Annotated in this window: 14 protein-coding genes; 2 read left to right on the top strand and 12 right to left on the bottom strand. The window is 70.4% G+C overall.

Features of this window, described 5'->3' with window-relative positions; all coding sequences use genetic code 11:
* Window positions 1-88 precede the first annotated feature (88 nt).
* Window positions 89-1,030, bottom strand: coding sequence for a DUF5996 family protein (locus AB0H88_RS21820; protein ID WP_357647080.1), 942 nt, complete (start codon window positions 1,028-1,030; stop codon window positions 89-91).
* 140 nt (window positions 1,031-1,170) lie between these two features.
* Here AB0H88_RS21820 and AB0H88_RS21815 point away from each other — a divergent pair, with 140 nt between their 5' ends.
* Together AB0H88_RS21815 and AB0H88_RS21810 are read left to right on the top strand one after the other, a co-directional pair.
* The gene (locus tag AB0H88_RS21815) at window positions 1,171-1,407 is read left to right on the top strand and encodes a TrfB-related DNA-binding protein (RefSeq protein ID WP_357647078.1); all 237 of its coding nucleotides are present in this window, start codon (window positions 1,171-1,173) and stop codon (window positions 1,405-1,407) included.
* Between the two features lie 14 nt (window positions 1,408-1,421).
* Window positions 1,422-2,138, top strand: a complete 717-nt coding sequence (locus AB0H88_RS21810) for a hypothetical protein (RefSeq protein WP_357647076.1) — start codon at window positions 1,422-1,424, stop codon at window positions 2,136-2,138.
* A 107-nt stretch (window positions 2,139-2,245) separates the two neighbouring features.
* On the opposite strand, the gene ilvA is transcribed toward AB0H88_RS21810, so the two are convergent.
* From ilvA to AB0H88_RS21755, 11 genes are all read right to left on the bottom strand, one after another.
* Window positions 2,246-3,496 carry a threonine ammonia-lyase IlvA gene (gene ilvA, locus AB0H88_RS21805; protein WP_357647074.1) on the bottom strand — a complete coding sequence of 417 codons (1,251 nt, stop codon included), beginning with the start codon at window positions 3,494-3,496 and terminating at the stop codon, window positions 2,246-2,248.
* Between the two features lie 200 nt (window positions 3,497-3,696).
* The gene (locus tag AB0H88_RS21800) at window positions 3,697-6,120 is read right to left on the bottom strand and encodes a transglutaminaseTgpA domain-containing protein (protein WP_357647072.1); all 2,424 of its coding nucleotides are present in this window, start codon (window positions 6,118-6,120) and stop codon (window positions 3,697-3,699) included.
* A complete protein-coding gene (locus AB0H88_RS21795; protein WP_357647070.1) occupies window positions 6,108-7,229 on the bottom strand; it encodes a DUF58 domain-containing protein in 1,122 nt (373 codons plus the stop codon). Before AB0H88_RS21795 ends, AB0H88_RS21800 begins: the two co-directional genes overlap by 13 nt.
* A complete protein-coding gene (locus AB0H88_RS21790) occupies window positions 7,226-9,391 on the bottom strand; it encodes a hypothetical protein (protein WP_357647068.1) in 2,166 nt (721 codons plus the stop codon). The genes AB0H88_RS21795 and AB0H88_RS21790 overlap by 4 nt, the downstream gene beginning before the upstream one ends.
* 101 nt (window positions 9,392-9,492) lie before the next feature.
* A complete protein-coding gene (locus tag AB0H88_RS21785; RefSeq protein ID WP_357647066.1) occupies window positions 9,493-9,915 on the bottom strand; it encodes a YbaB/EbfC family nucleoid-associated protein in 423 nt (140 codons plus the stop codon).
* 176 nt (window positions 9,916-10,091) lie between these two features.
* Window positions 10,092-10,898 (bottom strand): alpha/beta fold hydrolase, encoded by an 807-nt coding sequence (locus AB0H88_RS21780; RefSeq protein ID WP_357647064.1) that lies wholly within the window; start codon window positions 10,896-10,898, stop codon window positions 10,092-10,094.
* Between the two features lie 32 nt (window positions 10,899-10,930).
* The gene (locus AB0H88_RS21775) at window positions 10,931-11,728 is read right to left on the bottom strand and encodes an aminotransferase class IV (protein ID WP_357647062.1); all 798 of its coding nucleotides are present in this window, start codon (window positions 11,726-11,728) and stop codon (window positions 10,931-10,933) included.
* Window positions 11,729-11,741: 13 nt separating this feature from the next.
* Window positions 11,742-12,185: a MarR family transcriptional regulator gene (locus AB0H88_RS21770; protein WP_357647060.1), complete on the bottom strand. Its 444-nt coding sequence runs from the start codon at window positions 12,183-12,185 to the stop codon at window positions 11,742-11,744.
* Window positions 12,186-12,528: 343 nt separating this feature from the next.
* Window positions 12,529-14,067 (bottom strand): hypothetical protein, encoded by a 1,539-nt coding sequence (locus tag AB0H88_RS21765; RefSeq protein WP_357647058.1) that lies wholly within the window; start codon window positions 14,065-14,067, stop codon window positions 12,529-12,531.
* A gap of 34 nt (window positions 14,068-14,101) precedes the next feature.
* Window positions 14,102-14,935: a carbohydrate ABC transporter permease gene (locus AB0H88_RS21760; protein ID WP_357647056.1), complete on the bottom strand. Its 834-nt coding sequence runs from the start codon at window positions 14,933-14,935 to the stop codon at window positions 14,102-14,104.
* Complete coding sequence (locus tag AB0H88_RS21755) at window positions 14,932-15,819, bottom strand: sugar ABC transporter permease (protein ID WP_357647054.1); 888 nt, start codon at window positions 15,817-15,819, stop codon at window positions 14,932-14,934. Before AB0H88_RS21755 ends, AB0H88_RS21760 begins: the two co-directional genes overlap by 4 nt.
* Window positions 15,820-15,841 lie beyond the last annotated feature (22 nt).

Here is a 15,841-nt window from a genome sequence, read left to right as displayed (position 1 = left end):
TGGTAATGAGCTTCAGCCGTCGCCGTACGGGCGCTTTGACGGCGTCGAACAGGACTCCGCACCAGCTGCCCGCCAAGTGCGCGGCCCGTCACCTTCCGGCGCTCAGCTCCGGATCGGTGACCCCGCCGGGGCAGGCGAGCCGGGCGATGTCCCAGCCGGCGCGCCGGGCTCCGGCCTGGTAGGCGCTGTCGTAGAAGGCGAGGACGGCGGCGCGCGGATCGGCCTCGGCCAGGGCGTCGGCGTGGCGCAGCACGGCCAGATGGCCGCCTCGCTGCTCGATCCACCGCGCGGCCGCGGGGTTCAGGGGTTCGTTGTCCAGGCCTTCGGGCTCGGGAGCGGTGTAGGAGTAGAAGGCCGGGTCTGAAAAGGCGTCGTCGCCGAACCAGAAGCCGGAGCTGATCACCTCCCGCGAGTACGCTTCCCGCGTCACCGGGTCGGCTCCGGGCGGCTGGTCGATCGTCCGGTCGGAGAAGCGGCTGCAGGCGATGTCGAAGGTGTGCCAGAAATGGTGCACCGGACTGATCTTGCCCGAGAAGCCCGCGGAGAACTCCTCCAGCAGGAGGTTCACCTGGCTGAGGACCTGCCAGTAGCGGGTGACCTCGGCCGGATCGTAGTGCGCGTGCTCGGTGTCGTCGGCGAACGGCCGGTCGGAGTCGGGCAGGTCGAACGGCCGCGGCACGGGGATGTCCACTCGCACGTCCAGGGCCGTCAGTGCCCGCATGGTGTGCTGGTAGAAGGACGCCACCGACTGGCCGGGGAGCGCGAACGACACTGCCCTGCCGTCCACCGTGCTGACGAGTAGCTGGTGGCCGACGAAGTCGAAGTCGATCGTGAAGATCGGGTTGCCGTCGGCCTGTCCCATCGGACGGGTGGTGATCCCTCGCCCGGTGACGTGGAACGGCGCGTTCCACCAGTGGTTGCGCCGGATCGTCGAGGCGAGCCGGATCTTGCCCACTACCTGGCAGAACCGGTGCAGCGTCGCCTTGGTGTCCCGCCACTCGGCGGACGGCGCGGCGGTGTACAACTCCATGACGCCATCGTTCCCAAACGGTCGCGGCGCTACCCACGCAACGGCAGGACCCGGCGATGACAAGATCACAATTTGCCGCCGGCAGCCCCTGCGACAACGGGGGGTTGACAGTGACAACTGGGGGTTGTCATTCTGGCCGGGTGAGTAAATACATCGAATCACCGGCGCACGCGCAGCTCATCGCGAAGCTCAAGGAGGTCCGGGCCGCAGCCATCGAGCATGCGCGCATCGCGCGGGAGCTGGCTCGCGAGCGACGGCAGCTCATCGACGCCCTGCTGGCCGAGGGTTTCTCCCAGTCTGACCTGGCCCGTGAGCTGGGAGTGACTCGTCAGGCGATACAGAAGATGGTCGCAGCCGGCGAAGACAGGTCGCGGTGATGAGGCGCAAGGGCGTGCTCTACGACGTAGGCAGGGTGCTGGGCGTCAATTGGCGCCCCGTCTTCGATCCGAAGATCGTGCGCCGCGAACTGGAGATCATCCGGCACGATCTCCATTGCAATGCGGTCAAAATCTGCGGCCGGGACCTGGACCGTCTCACGTTCGCCGCCGAGGCGGCCCTGGCGCTCGGCTTGGAGGTCTGGTTTTCGCCCGAGTTATGGGACAAAGGCGCCAAAGATACGCTGGAACATATCACCGCGGCCGCTCAGGAGGCCGAACGGCTGCGCCGTCGATCACCCGACCGGCTGGTGTTCAGCGTGGCCACGGAGTCCACTCTGTTCATGCGTGGCATCATCGCGGGCCGAACGTTTCGCCGACGGCTTGCGAACCTTCTCAGCGAAGTCCGGGCCGGTCGGCACCTCGCGCCGCTGGAGGCGTTCCTGGCGCACGCCAATCCATCCCCGATTGGCGAAGGGCGACCATGTCCGAGACGAAGCCCTGCAAGCGAGGAGAATCGCCGAGGATTTGGTGATCCTCGACACCGCAGGCGTCGACGGGGCGTTCGTCTGCACCTTCGTCGAACCGTTGTCCACCCCTTTGCCTATCCGTACCCCTTGGCGGTTGACGGCGACGGTCCCACACACCACAAGGTCGATCGGCCGCATGTCTTCCGTGCCCACAAGCGGGCTGTTCGCGGCAGCGGCCCCGCTCGTCGCGGCCTCCGTCGGTGACATCCGCGATCGAGCCGGATCGATCAGATAGAACGGCTGCACAGTCGCGATCTTCGGAACAGCCATGTAGAGCAGCTTGTTCACCGCCAGCACGCCGTGGCGGGAGGTCAGAGAAGGAAGGTGAACAGCGGCGAGCCAGGTGGGACTCGCTCCACCGTGAGCGGGCTGGCCTTCATGCGGAACAGGAGACTGTCGAGATCGCTGGCCCGCTCGAGCTCGATGCCGACGAGCGCCGGGCCGGTTTCGCGGTTGTTCTTCTTGACGTACTCGAAGGCGATGATGTCCTCGCCATCGCCCAGTACCTCGTCCAGGAAGTGCCGCAGAGCGCCGGGACGCTGCGGGAAGGTCACCAGGAAGTAGTGCCGCAGCCCGATGTGCACGAGAGAGCGCTCCAGCACCTCGCCGTACCGGCTGACGTCGTTGTTGCCGCCCGACACCACGCACACCAGCGGCCCTCCGGAGGAGTACGGCAGCAGCTCACGGGCCGCCGCCCCCGCGAGGGCTCCGGCGGGCTCGGCGATGATGCCGTCGGTCTGGTACAGATCCAGCATCTCGGTGCACACCGCACCCTCATCGACCGCGACGACCTCATCCACCAAGTCCTTGACCAGGGGGAACGTGGCGTCTCCCACCCTTCCGACGGCGGCGCCGTCCACGAAGGTGTCCAGCTCGGGCAGGGCGAGGGGGCCGCCATTGTCGAGGGCGGCGCGCATGCTGGCCGCTCCGGCGGGTTCGGCGCCGACGATGCGGGTGCGGGGTGAGTGCTCGCGCAGCCAGACGGCGATGCCGCTGATCAGACCGCCGCCACCGACCGGGACGACCACGGTGTGCGGCGCCTCCCCGGACTGCGCCAGGATCTCCAGGCCGACCGTGCCCTGCCCGGCCATCGTCCTGACATCGTCGAACGGATGCACATAGATCGCACCGGTGTGCTCGCTGTCGGCGTGCGCGGCGGTGCTCGCCTCGTCGTAGGTGCCGCCGCCGACCACGACCTCCACCCGGTCGCCGCCGAGCGCCGCGATGCGCTCGCGTTTCTGCCGTGGTGTGGTGGACGGTACGTACACACGCCCGCCTATCCCGAGACGCGCGCAGGCGAACGCCACTCCCTGCCCGTGGTTGCCCGCGCTCGCACAGACCACACCGCGCCGCCGCTCCTCATCCGTGAGCGAGGCGATCAGGTTGAACGCTCCGCGCACCTTGTACGAGCGGCAGACCTGCGCGTCCTCGCGCTTGAGCAGCACCTGACCGCCGAGCAGGTCGGACAGCCGCTGGTTCGGCTCCAGGGCGGTGCGACGTACGACCGGCCGCAACCGTTCGGCCGCCTGACTGATCAGCGCGGTGGTGAGACGGTCGGTCATGCACACTCCAGGCGCAGCGGTTGATCAAGGGATGTTAGCAAGGCGTCGCGTGGTGGTGACGACGGCAGCCGTATAGAGGATCACTGGGAACGGTGCCCGTCGCCAAGCGAGCACACTGGTCACAACGATCCCACCAGGCCGTGCGATTCCCGCAGCGCCCGTCTCCCTTGACCAGACAGTGATCGACTCAGCCGACCCCCTCAGCGGAGCAGCGAGCCGGGTGCCAGGCGATGGGCCAGTCGGCGCGGGATCGCGACCTTCTGTCTGACCAGCACGTCGACGTCCGCGTAGTGCCGCCAGGCCGTGTCCGCGGCTGCCTGGTCCACGGGGGCGTCACCGAAGCGAGTGAGGTTCGCCAGGTCCGCCAGCGCCGTCAGCGGTTCGTACGCAGGGGCGCCCAAAGCCGTCACCCCCAGCGTGGCCACCTCACGAGCCGTCAGGACGCGCGACGAAGCCGGAACTCCGGCGGCGCGCAGCCGTACCACCGTCTGCCGCCACGCGCCCGCCACTCGCGCCCGCGGATCGCCCGCCCGGCGGCGTCGGCGGCGCAGAGGCGGCAGGACGGTCACCGCCAGCAGGTAGCCGCCCAGCAGGCCCCCGGCCACGGCGCCCGCGACCGGCAGCCAGGCGATCCTCGCCTTCTTCTGGCGGGCCGACGGCTTCGGCGTGGGTCGGTGGGGCGTAGGCGTGGGAGCGGGTTCCGCGTTCTCGCTGCTGATCTCCTGCTCGACCTCCTGGCGCTGCTTGGACACGCCCTCGGCCACGTCGCCGCTCTGGCCCGCGTGGCTGCGCGCCGGGGTCGGGTAGAACGGCACCCAGCCGATCCCCTTGAACTCCACCTCCGCCCAGGCGAGCACATCACCCGCCAGCACCTGCCGTACGCCGCCGCCCTCCGCCTTGCCCGGACCGAAGCCGACGACCACCCGGCTGGGCAGGCCGAGCGAGCGGGCGAGCAGCGCGTACGACGCCGCGAACTGCTCGGTCGTGCCCTTCTTCGCCTCAGTGAGGAAGAACTCGATGCTGCGATAGCTGTGCCCCGGCGGGGAGTTGACGTCGTACTGGGCGTGCTTGCGCAGGTAGGCGGCCAGTCGGACGGCCTGCTGCATGGGGCTGGTGGCACCGGCCGTGGCCTTGCGTGCGATGGCGGCGAGGCGGCCCCGCTGCGGGGGAGTACGGCCGTCGGGGCCGTTGGGCAGCGCCAGAGCGGCCTGGTCAGCGGCGGGGACCGCCTCGCGCAGCTCTGCGGCGGAGTAGCGGCGGATGCCCGAGATGACCCGGTACGTGATGCCCTCGCGAGCGGGGGCGGCGGCAGTACTCGCCAGCATTCCGGTGGCCGGGTCGGCCATCAGGCCGGCCGCGGATCCGCTCGTGGTGTCGCCTGTGGCGCTGATCGTGGTGCTGTTCGTGGGGACGGGCGCCGGTCCGGTGAAGCTCACCTGCTGCGGGCGGTCCGCCGCGGGCAGCCAGGGCCCGGTCAGCTTCTGCAGCGTGAACTGCTGCTCGACGATGTCGAGGGAGCCTGCGGCCCCCTCGCCGGGGACTCGGCCGCCCGTTGGCAGGTATCCGGCGCCGGAGGTCCATGTGACGCCGTCGAAGCGGTCCAGTACGGCCAGCCGCCAGTTCGCCTCGGTCGTGGACTTGACGGTGAAGAGCTGGCGGTAGGGGTTCTGGAGCCAGGCCGACACCTGGTCCAGCGGGCTCACTCCGGCGAGCGGGCGCGGGGGCGGCTGAGCCACCAACTGCCGCACGTCGTACGGCTTGGCGGCGAACGGCAGCACCGGCCCGGCCGCGACGGCGATCAGCACGAGGACGGCCAGCAGCGGCACGCCCGCCGCGAACGTCCTGGCCGCTCGGGCCGCCCGGACCAGGGCGAGGGCCAGGGCCAGCCCGACGAGGACGGCCGGCGTCGGCAGCCGCGACCCGGGACCGGACACGCCCAGCACGACGGCGGCGGCCAGCACCGGTACGGCCGGGGCCGCGGGCAGCGCCACCGCCCTGGTCCGCAGGGCCAGCTCGGCCCCGGCCACCGCCGCCGCCCAGACCAGGAAGTGCGCCAGCACGATCGTCCTGCCGTCCCCCTCGGCCGGCAGAATGGTCGTGAGCAGCGCCTTCCCCGAGTCGCGCACCCCGAGCAGCGCGGCCCGCACACTGGTCGGACTCGGCAGGAACCCGGCCAGGGCCTGCGCCCTGAACAGCATCGCCGACACCGCCACCAGCCAGGCCAGGAGATTCACGGCCAGAGACGCCCAGAGCGGCAAGATCCTGGCCAGCGCGTACGACACCACCCCCGGCACGACCGCCGCCACGGTCACCACGGGGAGCAGGGCGCTCAGAGTGAACACCCCGTCGAACGCCAGCCCGGCCGTACCCGCCAGCAGGATCACGATGACGACCGACACCACCCGCCGCCACTCGGGCACAGGCGGCAGCGGTACGGCCTCGGACACCCCAGGCCGCACGTCCGACCGCATGGGCCGCACGTCTGGCATGGCCCGCACGTCTGGCATGGCCCGCACGTCCGGCATGGCCCGCACGTCCGGCATGGCCCGCACGTCCGGCGTAGGTGGCACGTCCGGCGAGGGCTGAGCGACCGGCCGGTCCGGCGGGGTGGTCAGCGCGGCCATGCCGCCGCCAGTTCGGCCAGTTCGCCGATCTCGATGACCGTCACACCGGGCACCATCGGCGGTCTGTCGCCTGAGGAGGCCCCGACCCAGACACAGACCACCTGGTCGAAGCGCCGCCGCACCGACGCGACGCTCGACAGCGCGGTCCGCGCCCCGGTGACCAGGATCAGCGCCCCGCCGGAGCCCGCGCGGCGTACCGCGTCCACCGGCGTCTCCGCGTCGGCCGTCCGCTCGACCAGGGCCAGCCGGTCGAGCACCTCCTCGGCCTCCTCGGCGCCGCCCTTGGCGGACAGCAGCTCGCCGGCGCCGGTCAGCAGCCGTACGGGGAAGCGGCGGCGGCTCGCCGACCAGGCGACCGACGCGGCCGCGTCCACCGCCAGCTCGAACTCGTCGTCGTCGCCGTAGGAGTCGGCGCGCGTGTCGAGGATCGTGGTCGTGTACGGCAGGCTGACGTCCTCCAGCTCCTTGACCATGAGGGTCCCGGTACGCGCCGTGGAGCGCCAGTGGATGTGCCGCAGGTCGTCGCCGATCACGTAGTCGCGGACGCCGTTGAAGGTGATCGTGCCGCTCGGCGAGCGGGAGGCGGAGCCGTCGAGGTGGCGTCGCCTGCCGGAGTTCAGCGGCTCCAGCGGCACCGTACGCGGCCGGACCAGCAGCAGGTCCGCCTGACCGTACGAGGTCGTGCGCCGGGCCAGGCCGAACGGGTCGGCCCGGTCGAGCCGCAGCGGGCCCACCGGGGTCTCGCCGCGCCTGCGGGTGGGCAGCCGGTACGACACGGTTCCGGTGGAGTTCCTGGCCAGAGGCGGTACGCCGACCACGATCGCGGTGTCCCGGCAGGTGTCGTGGGCCTCCAGGGCGTCGCGCCGCCAGCGGCCCCTGTTGGTGACGCGCAGCATCGCGATGGCCGCCTCGCCCCTGGCGACCTTGACGGGCGTGACCTCGCGGCGTACCTCCAGGCGTGGCCGGCGCAGCGTCCACAGCAGACCGGCGCCCACGGCGGCGATACCGCCGACCGACAGCGCGCCCGCCTGCTGGTAGCCGAGCGGCGCCGCCACGGCGTACAGCAGCACGGAGGCGGCCAGGGTGCCCCAGCCGGCTCTGGTGATCATTCGCACTCCCAGAGGGGGGCGGCGGGGAATCCCCCCTTCGGGGTGTCCATCAGCACGTCGTTCAGCCAGCCGCTGCCCCGGCTGGACTCCACCTTGTTCCAGACGTCGCTGCTCATGCCCGTGTCGTCGTCGGTGTAGCCCGCGCCCTTGGTCTGGCAGATCACGGTCATGGTGATGTACTCGCCCTGGGGGATGCGGCCGGACTCCGCCCCCGCCGAGGGGCCGGACCGGATCAGGGTGTCCCTGTTGTCGTTGTGCGCGTTGCGGAACTGTGCCGACGGCGGCTGCAGCCCGGCCTTGGCCTCGGCGCGCTCCTGGCCCTCGCCGGCGCCGTTCTTGGCGCGCAATGTCCAGGTGTAGTCCTGGCCGTTCTTCAGGCCGGTCACCTCCGCGCCGGTCCCGTCGAGCGTGCCGGGGTGCTGGCCGGGGCCTTCGAGGACGTAGCTGACGCCGCCGTCCTTGGCGTTGTCGGGAGCCGACCAGGTGAGGTCGGCGCCGTGGTTCTTGCCCTTGGCCTCGAAGCTCGCCGGTCTGCCCGGGGCGACGCAGGGGCGTACCGGGATGGTGGGGTCGGAGACGGACTCGCCGCCGTCGTACTGGGCCGCGACGCGGAAGGTGTACTCCTGGTCGCACCGGCCTCCGGTGACCCGGAACTGGAAGGGGCCGTCGGACCGTACGCGGTCCGGGGTCACGTTCGCGCTGTCCGGGGCGCCCTTGAGTGTGTAGCCGGTGGCCTTGCCCTGGCTCGACGGGGTGAACACGATCTCCATCCAGCCGGGTCCCGAGTTCGCCGTTACGGTGCCCGGCGGGCCGGGGGTCTGCGTCGGTGTGGGCGTGGGTGTCGGGGTCGGAGTAGGCGTCGGGGTGCTGGTCGGGGACGGGCTGGGGGTCTCCGAGCGCTTCGTCGGGGTGGGTTTCGGGGTACGCGTGACCGTCACCGTGGGGCGTGCCGTGGGCTGGGTGGTCTGCCGGGTCGGGACGGTGGTCGGCAGCGCCATGGTGGGCGTGCCGGTGGGTACGGGCAGCGGCGTGGGGGTGTCCTTCTGGCCGAGTGCCTCGTCGTACTTGCCGACCCGGTGCGCCCTGCCGTCCTGCTCGACGACGAGCGCGGTCTCGCTGAACTGGTCGTTGACCCAGAGCAGGCCGTCCTTGACGAACACCTCCAGCGGGCCCGCCTTACCGGTGATCACCTTCTCGGCGTCGAACCTCTTGGCCACCGTGTCGTACACGATGAGCCGCCCGGTGCTCTCGTCGGCGATGTAGACGCGGCGGCCGAGAGCCTGCGGCGGCCCGAGCTTGCCGCCCTTCACCGACACGGTGCTCAGCGCGCCGCTCGCGGTGTCCACGAGCACCAGCGCGCCCTGCTTGGGCGCGAGCATCGGGACGATCGTGGCCTCGGCGACGGCGGGCATCAGCATGCCGCCGCGCCCTGCCTCGGTCACCGTGCTGGGCAGGCTCACCGTGAGCCGCGTACCGGTAGAGCCGATGACCATCGCCGACGCGGCGGCGGAGTTGGTGACCAGCGGTACGCCGTCCGCCATGGTCAGCGTGAGCGGGTCGCCCGGCTCGCCCACGGTCACGGCCTTGCCCTGCTGGGCGCCGTTGATCTGGGCCAGCGTGCCCTCTTCCGGTACGGGCACCCAGAGGGTTCCGTTCTTGTCGATGCCCGCCTGGCCGAGCGGGCCCTTGAGCGTGATCGCGGCGCCGATCGTGTCCACGGTCAGGGGGTTCACCTGCTGGACGGTGCCCGCCCGCGGGTCGATCGCGTACGCCTTGCCCGCACCCATGACCAGCTGCGTGCCGCCGGCGCCCAGGCTCTTGGTCTGGGCGACTTCGAGCTGGGTGGGGTCGATGCGGCTGACCTGGCCGGTCGACTCGTCGACGACGAGCACGCTGTTGCCGTCCTGGACCACCTTGAGCTCGTCGCCCTTCGCGGCGGCCAGGTCCACCCGGCCATCTATCTGGCCGGACAGGCCGTTGGCGTGGACGACCTCACCGTTGAGCGCGCTGGCGAGCCACGCGCCGATGTCGGCGAGCTTGGGCCGGGCGCTGGACACACCCGTGCCCAGGAAGAACCCGATGCCCGTGAGCGCGGCGACGACCGTGAGCGCGACGAGGCCCGCCACCCTCCGCCGTGCCGCCTTCTGCCACCGAATGGCCACCAAATTCACATCCCGCGACATTTGCGCACATGCATACCCGCCGACACCCTAGAGCGGCGGGGTCGGCTGGGAGCATTCTTCAAACAACCTCGAAGTGTCGGTCAGGTCGTGTCCCGGCGCCGCTCGTCGATGGCCCGCATGCGCTCGTCCATCGACGATTCGAAGGACTCGAGGATCTGGCTGAACCGGTCGTCGAGCTCCCGCTGGGTCGGCATCGACTCGCCGAGCGTGTCGGCCATGACCGCCCTGGCCTTCCTGTCGGCTTCGTCATGCGCCTGCTGGGCGGCCCGCAGCAGCTCCTCGGCGAGCTTCTGGCTGTCCAGGCGCATCGCACGCGGGGCGATGACCAGCTCGACGAGCCGCCCGTCGGCGCCGGCGGCCACCCGTACCTGCCCGTCCGCGCCGGTGCCCCGGCCGACGACCACGTCGACCTCCTTGCGAACCCCTTCGACGCGGAGCAGCATCTGCTCCGCCTGGGCGGTGATCCGTTCGAGGTCTTCGGGGCGGAATTCCGCAGCGTCCATGCTGGGATGATCGCCGACACTTCACCTACGGTGGCGATATTTCGGGAAAGGTCGAAGCGACGGCAGGGTTCCGGAGGCTCGGCTGCGCGAAAGAGCTACGCGAGATCCTCGCGCAGCCGTCACTACGCGAGATCCTCGCGCAGCCGTCACAACGCGAGGACCTCGCGCAGCCGTCACTACGAGAGGACCTCGCGTAGTGAGGCCGCGTACGCCCTGGGGTGCGAGGTGTTGCCGTTGTGGCCGCCTGGGAAGTGCACAAGTTCGGTGCCGAGCAGCCGCGCCAGCTCTTCGGCGCACCGGCGGTCGAAGACCGTGTGCGGCGTGGCGCGACCGGCGACGGGCACGATCGGGGCGCCCTTCAGCGTGGCCGGGGCCAGCTGGTCGGCGATGATCGCCGTCCAGTCGTGCTCCACGAAGTAGCCGAAGTTGGCGATCCGCCGCTCGGTCATCGGCTGCGGGGTCAGGTCCGGCTCGACGTCCTTGGCGGCGAGGTCGATGCCGAGCGTCCTGCTGATCTCCTTGAGCAGGGCGGGCAGACCGTCACGCCGATAGATCTCCTGCCCCTCGGCCAGTTCCCGCCGGTGGCCGAGGCACTCGTCAGGGGGGAGCAGCCATGGCGCGACGGGCTCGTGCGCGATCAGCCTGCTCAGCCGGCCGCTGGCCATCAGGTGGAGCCCGATGGTGGCGCCGAAGCTCATGCCCAGCATCGTCACCGGCTCGCCGGTCAGGTGGTCGAGCAGGCGCAGGACGTCGTCGGCGTGCTCCTCGACGGTCGCGCCCCGGGCCGGGTCGTCCAGGGTGCTGCGGGAGAGCCCGCGCCGGTCGTACGTGATCACCGTGTGGTCGGAGACGAGCCGGTCCACGAGGTCGACGCTGCGTCCGGCGTCACCCTCGCCGCTCTGCGAGATCAGCAGGACAGGGCCGGTGCCCCGTAGCTCGAAGTAGAGGTGCGCGCCGGCCACCCGCAACATGCCAGTTTCCATGGCACTCACCTTAATGCATCAAGAATGATGTATCAAGAATGATTGATTTCCTCCCATGGCATGCCCTCGAAGTAGCCGATCAGCCGGCCCATCGCCGCCTCGTCCACCTTCAGCGTCAGATCGTCGACCTGCCCCACGGCCACGACGCCGTGCGAGTTGGTCAGGAACACCGTCTCGAAGTCCGGCAGATCCGCCACCCGCAACACCCGGCTCTCGTACGGCACGCCCGCCTGAGTCAGCCCCGCCTCCATGAGCTGCATCGTGATGCCGTGCAGCATGGGCGCGTCCGGCCAGATCACCCGGGTGCCGTCGAAACAGCCCAGATTGGTGATCGAACCCTCGGAGATCACCCCGTCGTCCGCGGTGAGCAGGGCCTCGTCGAAGCCCTCGGCCTGCACCCGCCGCCCCAGGTAGCCCTGGGGGAAGCCGCCCGTGTGCTTGACGTGCGGCAGAAAGCGCTGGTAGCGGACCGATCTGAGGCTCCGCGGGGTGGTGGCGACGTCGGTGGGAGGGTTTGCGGTCACCAGCACGTGCAGGCGGGCGACCTCGCACACATAGACCCGTACGGACGCGTCGGGCGCGGCCGCCTGCCGCCGGTCCAAACCCAGGGCCGACCTGATGGAGTCGACCACGAGCCCGCGGTCGAGCGGGCGGCCGAACAGCTCCTCGGTGGCCCGGTCGAGCCGGTCGAGGTGGCGGTCGAGGCCGCGTACCCGGCCCTGCCTGACCTGCATCGCGGTGAAGTGCCCGTATCTCGCCGAGACGGCCAGCGTCACCTCCGGCGCCTCGACGGGCCTGCCGTCGATCACGGTGCGTTCGATGTCGATCAACTCCCTCGTACGGCTAACGGCTGAGCGTCCCGGGGATGAGGCGCCGGGCCAGCTCCTCCAGCATCTCGACCGTCTCGGCGATGTCCTGCCGGTCGTCGGTGTCGAGGGCCGCGGCCACGGCGTCGTCCACCGGCGCGGCACGTACCTCCGACACCCGATCCGAAACCTGCGGCGACTCCCTGATCAGGGAGCGCCGCCGGTCGCGGGGGTCGGTCATGGTCTCCAGGGCGCCCACGGACTTCAGCCGCGCGACGGCGGCGGAGACGGCGCTCTGCGGCAGGCCGGTGCGGGCCGCCACCTCGCCCACGGAGGTGCCGGGATGCTCCCGGACGTCGCTCACCACGATGAGGACGGTCCGGACGCTGGTGGAGTGCTCGCCGATGCCCTCGGTGGGCATGGCCTCCTCGCCGATCTTCATCAGCGTCCGCCCGAGCAGGAACAACTCGACCCCGTTCACCTCAGGCACGATACAGCTGAACGGAGGCGGGCTCGATCAAGGGCCGGAGACCCTGGTTTCGTCACGCGACCGTATCGGTCTCTGTGACGGTTCGTGGTGGCTGGTGTCCCTTGGGAGGGACCCCTCCGGGGGAGAAGAAGGCAGCGGTCTGTCGTGGTGGGTGTCCTTTAGGGGGGATGCCCGCTTCGGGGGAGAAGAAGACAGCGGTCTGTCGTGGTGGGTGTCCTTTAGGAGGGATGCCCGCTTCGGGGGCGAGGGGAAAGGCGGGCTGTCGGGGGAGAGGTCCCTTGGAAGGACCCCCGTTCGGGGAGAGGGGGAACGGAGGTCCCGTGGGTGTTCGTGGTCAGCGGCCGCCGCGGGCGTACCAGTTGAGGTAGGCGACGCAGAGCAGCGTCGAGCCCTGCGGTGTCTCGACGGCGTGGTCGACGTACACCGCCCGCGCGTGCGGGAAGAGGGCGCTGTCCCCGCGGGCCACCGGCATGTAGCGCGGCGCCTGGAGGTACTGGCCGGCCGGTGCCAGGCCGCCGCCGCCGTCCACCGAGACGAAGGTGGTGGCGACGCCGTTGTCGGTGGTCGCCATGTTCTTGGTGTACGTGCGGGCGAAGCGGGCCAGGTCCCGGTCGTGGAAGCCGAAGCCCCAGCGGTGGGCGACGGCGGCGAACTCGACGTCGATCCCGCCGTGGCTCAGGTCCTCCATCTGCTGCGCGCCCTTGGGCGGCGTGCCGTACGACGGGGTCCACTCGGAGACGTTGTCGGCCTTGGTGTAGCCGCTGTAGAGCTTGCCGAAGGTCGGCCAGTACGGCCAGACGTAGGCGTCGTCGGCGTCGGTACGCAGGTCACCGGCGAAGCCGCGGGCGAGGCGGCGGGTGCGGTCACGGAAGGTGGGGTCCCCGGTCGCGGCGGCCAGTTCGGCGTAGGTCTGGCCCAGGCCGAGGCTCTGGTTGGTGGGCTGCTCGACGCCGTCGTACGGGACGGGCATGCCCTTGAGCCAGATGAAGTAGCCGAGCCCGGCGTCGGTCTGCACCCACTCGGGCTCGTGCACCGCCGCCGCGGCCTTGACCGCGGTGAGGTACTCGGCCGCCTTGCTCCGGTAGCGGGGGTTCGCGCGCAGGCGCGGGTTCTGGAGGACGAGCCGCACGAACGAGGCGAGCGGATAGGTGATCATGCCGGTGTGCACGGTGAAGATCGCCGGCGCGGCGGCCAGCTTGGCCGTGCCCGGCACGGGCATCGCGTTCCCGGACGGGGACGGGCGCAGGTCCTTGGCCGTGACCATGTTCGGCGACGGGTAGGCGTCGAAGATCCGGCGCACCGCGTAGTCGGGGCTGGTCGGGTCCATCGACAGCTCGGCGAAGGTGGACACCCGGTTCTTCTTGGGGTTGGCCACCTCAAGGGTGAAGCGGCCCTCGCCGGTGCCCGCCCGTACGGTGGCCACCGCGTCGTTCACGTTCGTCAGGGCGCTGCGCACCTCGAGCAGCGGTTGCCCGGCCGCGTCCAGGAGGCTCACGCCGCCCGCGGTGTAGCTGAGGTTGCGCCAGGCGGGCAGCGACAGACCTCGGTAGTCGGTCACGCCGCGCTCGGAGTCGCGCTGGGCGAGCACCAGATCGGCGTTGTGGATGAGCCGGTCCAGGTAGTAGGGGTCGCGGTAGGCCTCGTACATCCTGATGTAGGCGGCGAGCACGTAGGACGCGCCCCAGCCCAGGCCGCCGAGCTCGTTGGTGTCGGTCGGCTGGCCGGCGGCGCCGCTCTCGTGGAAGGTCTTGTCGAACAGGTCGAACGTCGCGCGGGACGTGTAGTCGTGGCCCGCCGCGCGTGCCGTGCCCGGCATCGCGCTCAGGGCTCCTGCGGCCAGCGCGCCGAGCGTCAACTGCCTGCGTGTCAACATCGGTCGAACACCTCCGGGGGGGTGGTACGCGGTGTCAGCCCTTTACCGCACCGCTCATGCCTTCGAGTACGTGACGTTGCATGATCATGAAGAAGACGACGACCGGCACGATCGAGATCACGGTGCCGGCCGCGAGGCTGCGGACGTCGGTGCCGGTGATGCCGGCTAGGTAGGCGATCCCCAGCGCGATGGGGTAGAGCGCGGAGTCCTTCAGCACGACCATCGGCCAGATGAAGCTGTTCCAGACCGAGATGAAGCCGAAGACGCCGAGGATGGCCAGGGTGGGACGGGCGGCGGGGAGCATGACGTGCCAGAAGATGCGCAGCTCGTGGCAGCCGTCCGTCCTGGCGGCGTCCACCACCTCGCGGGGCACGCCGGCGAACGTCTGGCGCAACAGGAAGATCCCGAAGGCCGACAGCAGCCCCGGCAGGATCACCCCCAGGTAGCTGTCGGCCATCCCGATCTGGGAGACCACCAGGAACCTGGGCAGCAGCATGACCTCGCCGGGCATGAACATGGTGGCCAGGATCGCGAAGAAGATCACGCTCCGGCCGCGGAAGTTCATCAGCGCCAGCGGGTAGGCGCACAGCGCCGACACGAGGATGTAGGCCGGCACCATCACGACGACCAGGAGCGTCGAGTTGAGCAGGTAGCGCGGGAACGGGATGGCCGTCCACGCCTCCTTGGCCCAGGTGAGGACCGGAGGGCGGGGGATGATGTCGGGCGGGAAGGAGAAGACGGCCTGGCCGGACGGCTTCAGCGCCGCCGACAGCAGGATCAGGAAGGGGCCGACGAACACCAGGGCGATCGCGGTGAGCAGGACGTACATGCCTGCCCGGCGCAGCCACCAGCCGAGTCTGGGGGTCAATGCCCGACCTGCTTTCCCCTGGTGAGCCGGTAGTTGAGCAGAGCCATGACGATCAGCAGGGCCCACAGGACGAGCCCGACGGCGCTGGCGTAGCCCATGTCGTACTTCTCGAACGCCTCGGACCAGATGTAGTAGCCGAGCATGAGCGTGGCGTCCTGCGGGCCGCCCTTGGTCATGACGAAGACGGTGGTGAAGGCCTGCATCGCGTCCAGCATGGTCATCGTGATCGTGACCGCGATGTAGGGCATCATGAGCGGCACGGTGATGTCCCGCATCCGGCGCCAGGCGCTCGCGCCGTCCACCCTGGCGGCCTCGTACAGATTCGCCGGGATCGTCTGGAGGCCCGCGAGGTAGATCATCATGTAGACGCCCATGCTCTTCCAGCCCTCCACGAGGATCAGCGCCGGCAGCGCCCAGGCGGGATCGAGCAGATACTGGATCGGCTCGTCGAGGACGCCGAAGCCGGTGAGCAGCCAGTTGAGCACGCCCTGCTGGTGGAAGACGTAGTTCCAGGCCACCGCCACCGCGACCATCGAGGTCACGACCGGCAGGTAGTAGAGCATCCGGAACGTCCTGATGCCGGGCAGCTTCTGGTTGACCAGTACGGCCAGCGGCAGCGGCAGCACCACGAGCAGCGGGAACAGCCCCGCCAGGAACACCAGCGAGTTGCGCAGGGCCGTCCAGAACCGGGCATCGTCGATGATCTTGACGAAGTTGTCCACCCCGGCGAAGACGGGCGGGGTCACCCCGTCGTAGTCGGTGAACGAGAGCTGCAGCGCGGTGATCGCCGGCCATGCGAAGAAGACACCGAACAGCACCAGGGCCGGGATCGGGAAGAGGTACGGCGTGTACCAGCGCTGCCCTGGGATCCGGCTGGTGGTCATCGGCGTCACATCCCTTGGATTG

Source organism: Nonomuraea sp. NPDC050680, assembly GCF_040654555.1.
In the GTDB taxonomy this organism is placed as follows: Bacteria; Actinomycetota; Actinomycetes; order Streptosporangiales; family Streptosporangiaceae; genus Nonomuraea.
This window is presented reverse-complemented; position numbering and strand designations above follow the sequence as displayed.

What these genes read in the sequence shown, in the direction of transcription:
- AB0H88_RS21780 (WP_357647064.1), bottom strand. Translation starts at nt 10,898, where the DNA reads ATGGAAACTGGCATGTTGCGGGTGGCCGGCGCGCACCTCTACTTCGAG.
- AB0H88_RS21820 (WP_357647080.1), bottom strand. Translation starts at nt 1,030, where the DNA reads ATGGAGTTGTACACCGCCGCGCCGTCCGCCGAGTGGCGGGACACCAAG.
- AB0H88_RS21800 (WP_357647072.1), bottom strand. Translation starts at nt 6,120, where the DNA reads ATGGCCGCGCTGACCACCCCGCCGGACCGGCCGGTCGCTCAGCCCTCG.
- AB0H88_RS21765 (WP_357647058.1), bottom strand. Translation starts at nt 14,067, where the DNA reads ATGTTGACACGCAGGCAGTTGACGCTCGGCGCGCTGGCCGCAGGAGCC.
- ilvA (WP_357647074.1), bottom strand. Translation starts at nt 3,496, where the DNA reads ATGACCGACCGTCTCACCACCGCGCTGATCAGTCAGGCGGCCGAACGG.
- AB0H88_RS21755 (WP_357647054.1), bottom strand. Translation starts at nt 15,819, where the DNA reads ATGACCACCAGCCGGATCCCAGGGCAGCGCTGGTACACGCCGTACCTC.
- AB0H88_RS21785 (WP_357647066.1), bottom strand. Translation starts at nt 9,915, where the DNA reads ATGGACGCTGCGGAATTCCGCCCCGAAGACCTCGAACGGATCACCGCC.
- AB0H88_RS21795 (WP_357647070.1), bottom strand. Translation starts at nt 7,229, where the DNA reads ATGATCACCAGAGCCGGCTGGGGCACCCTGGCCGCCTCCGTGCTGCTG.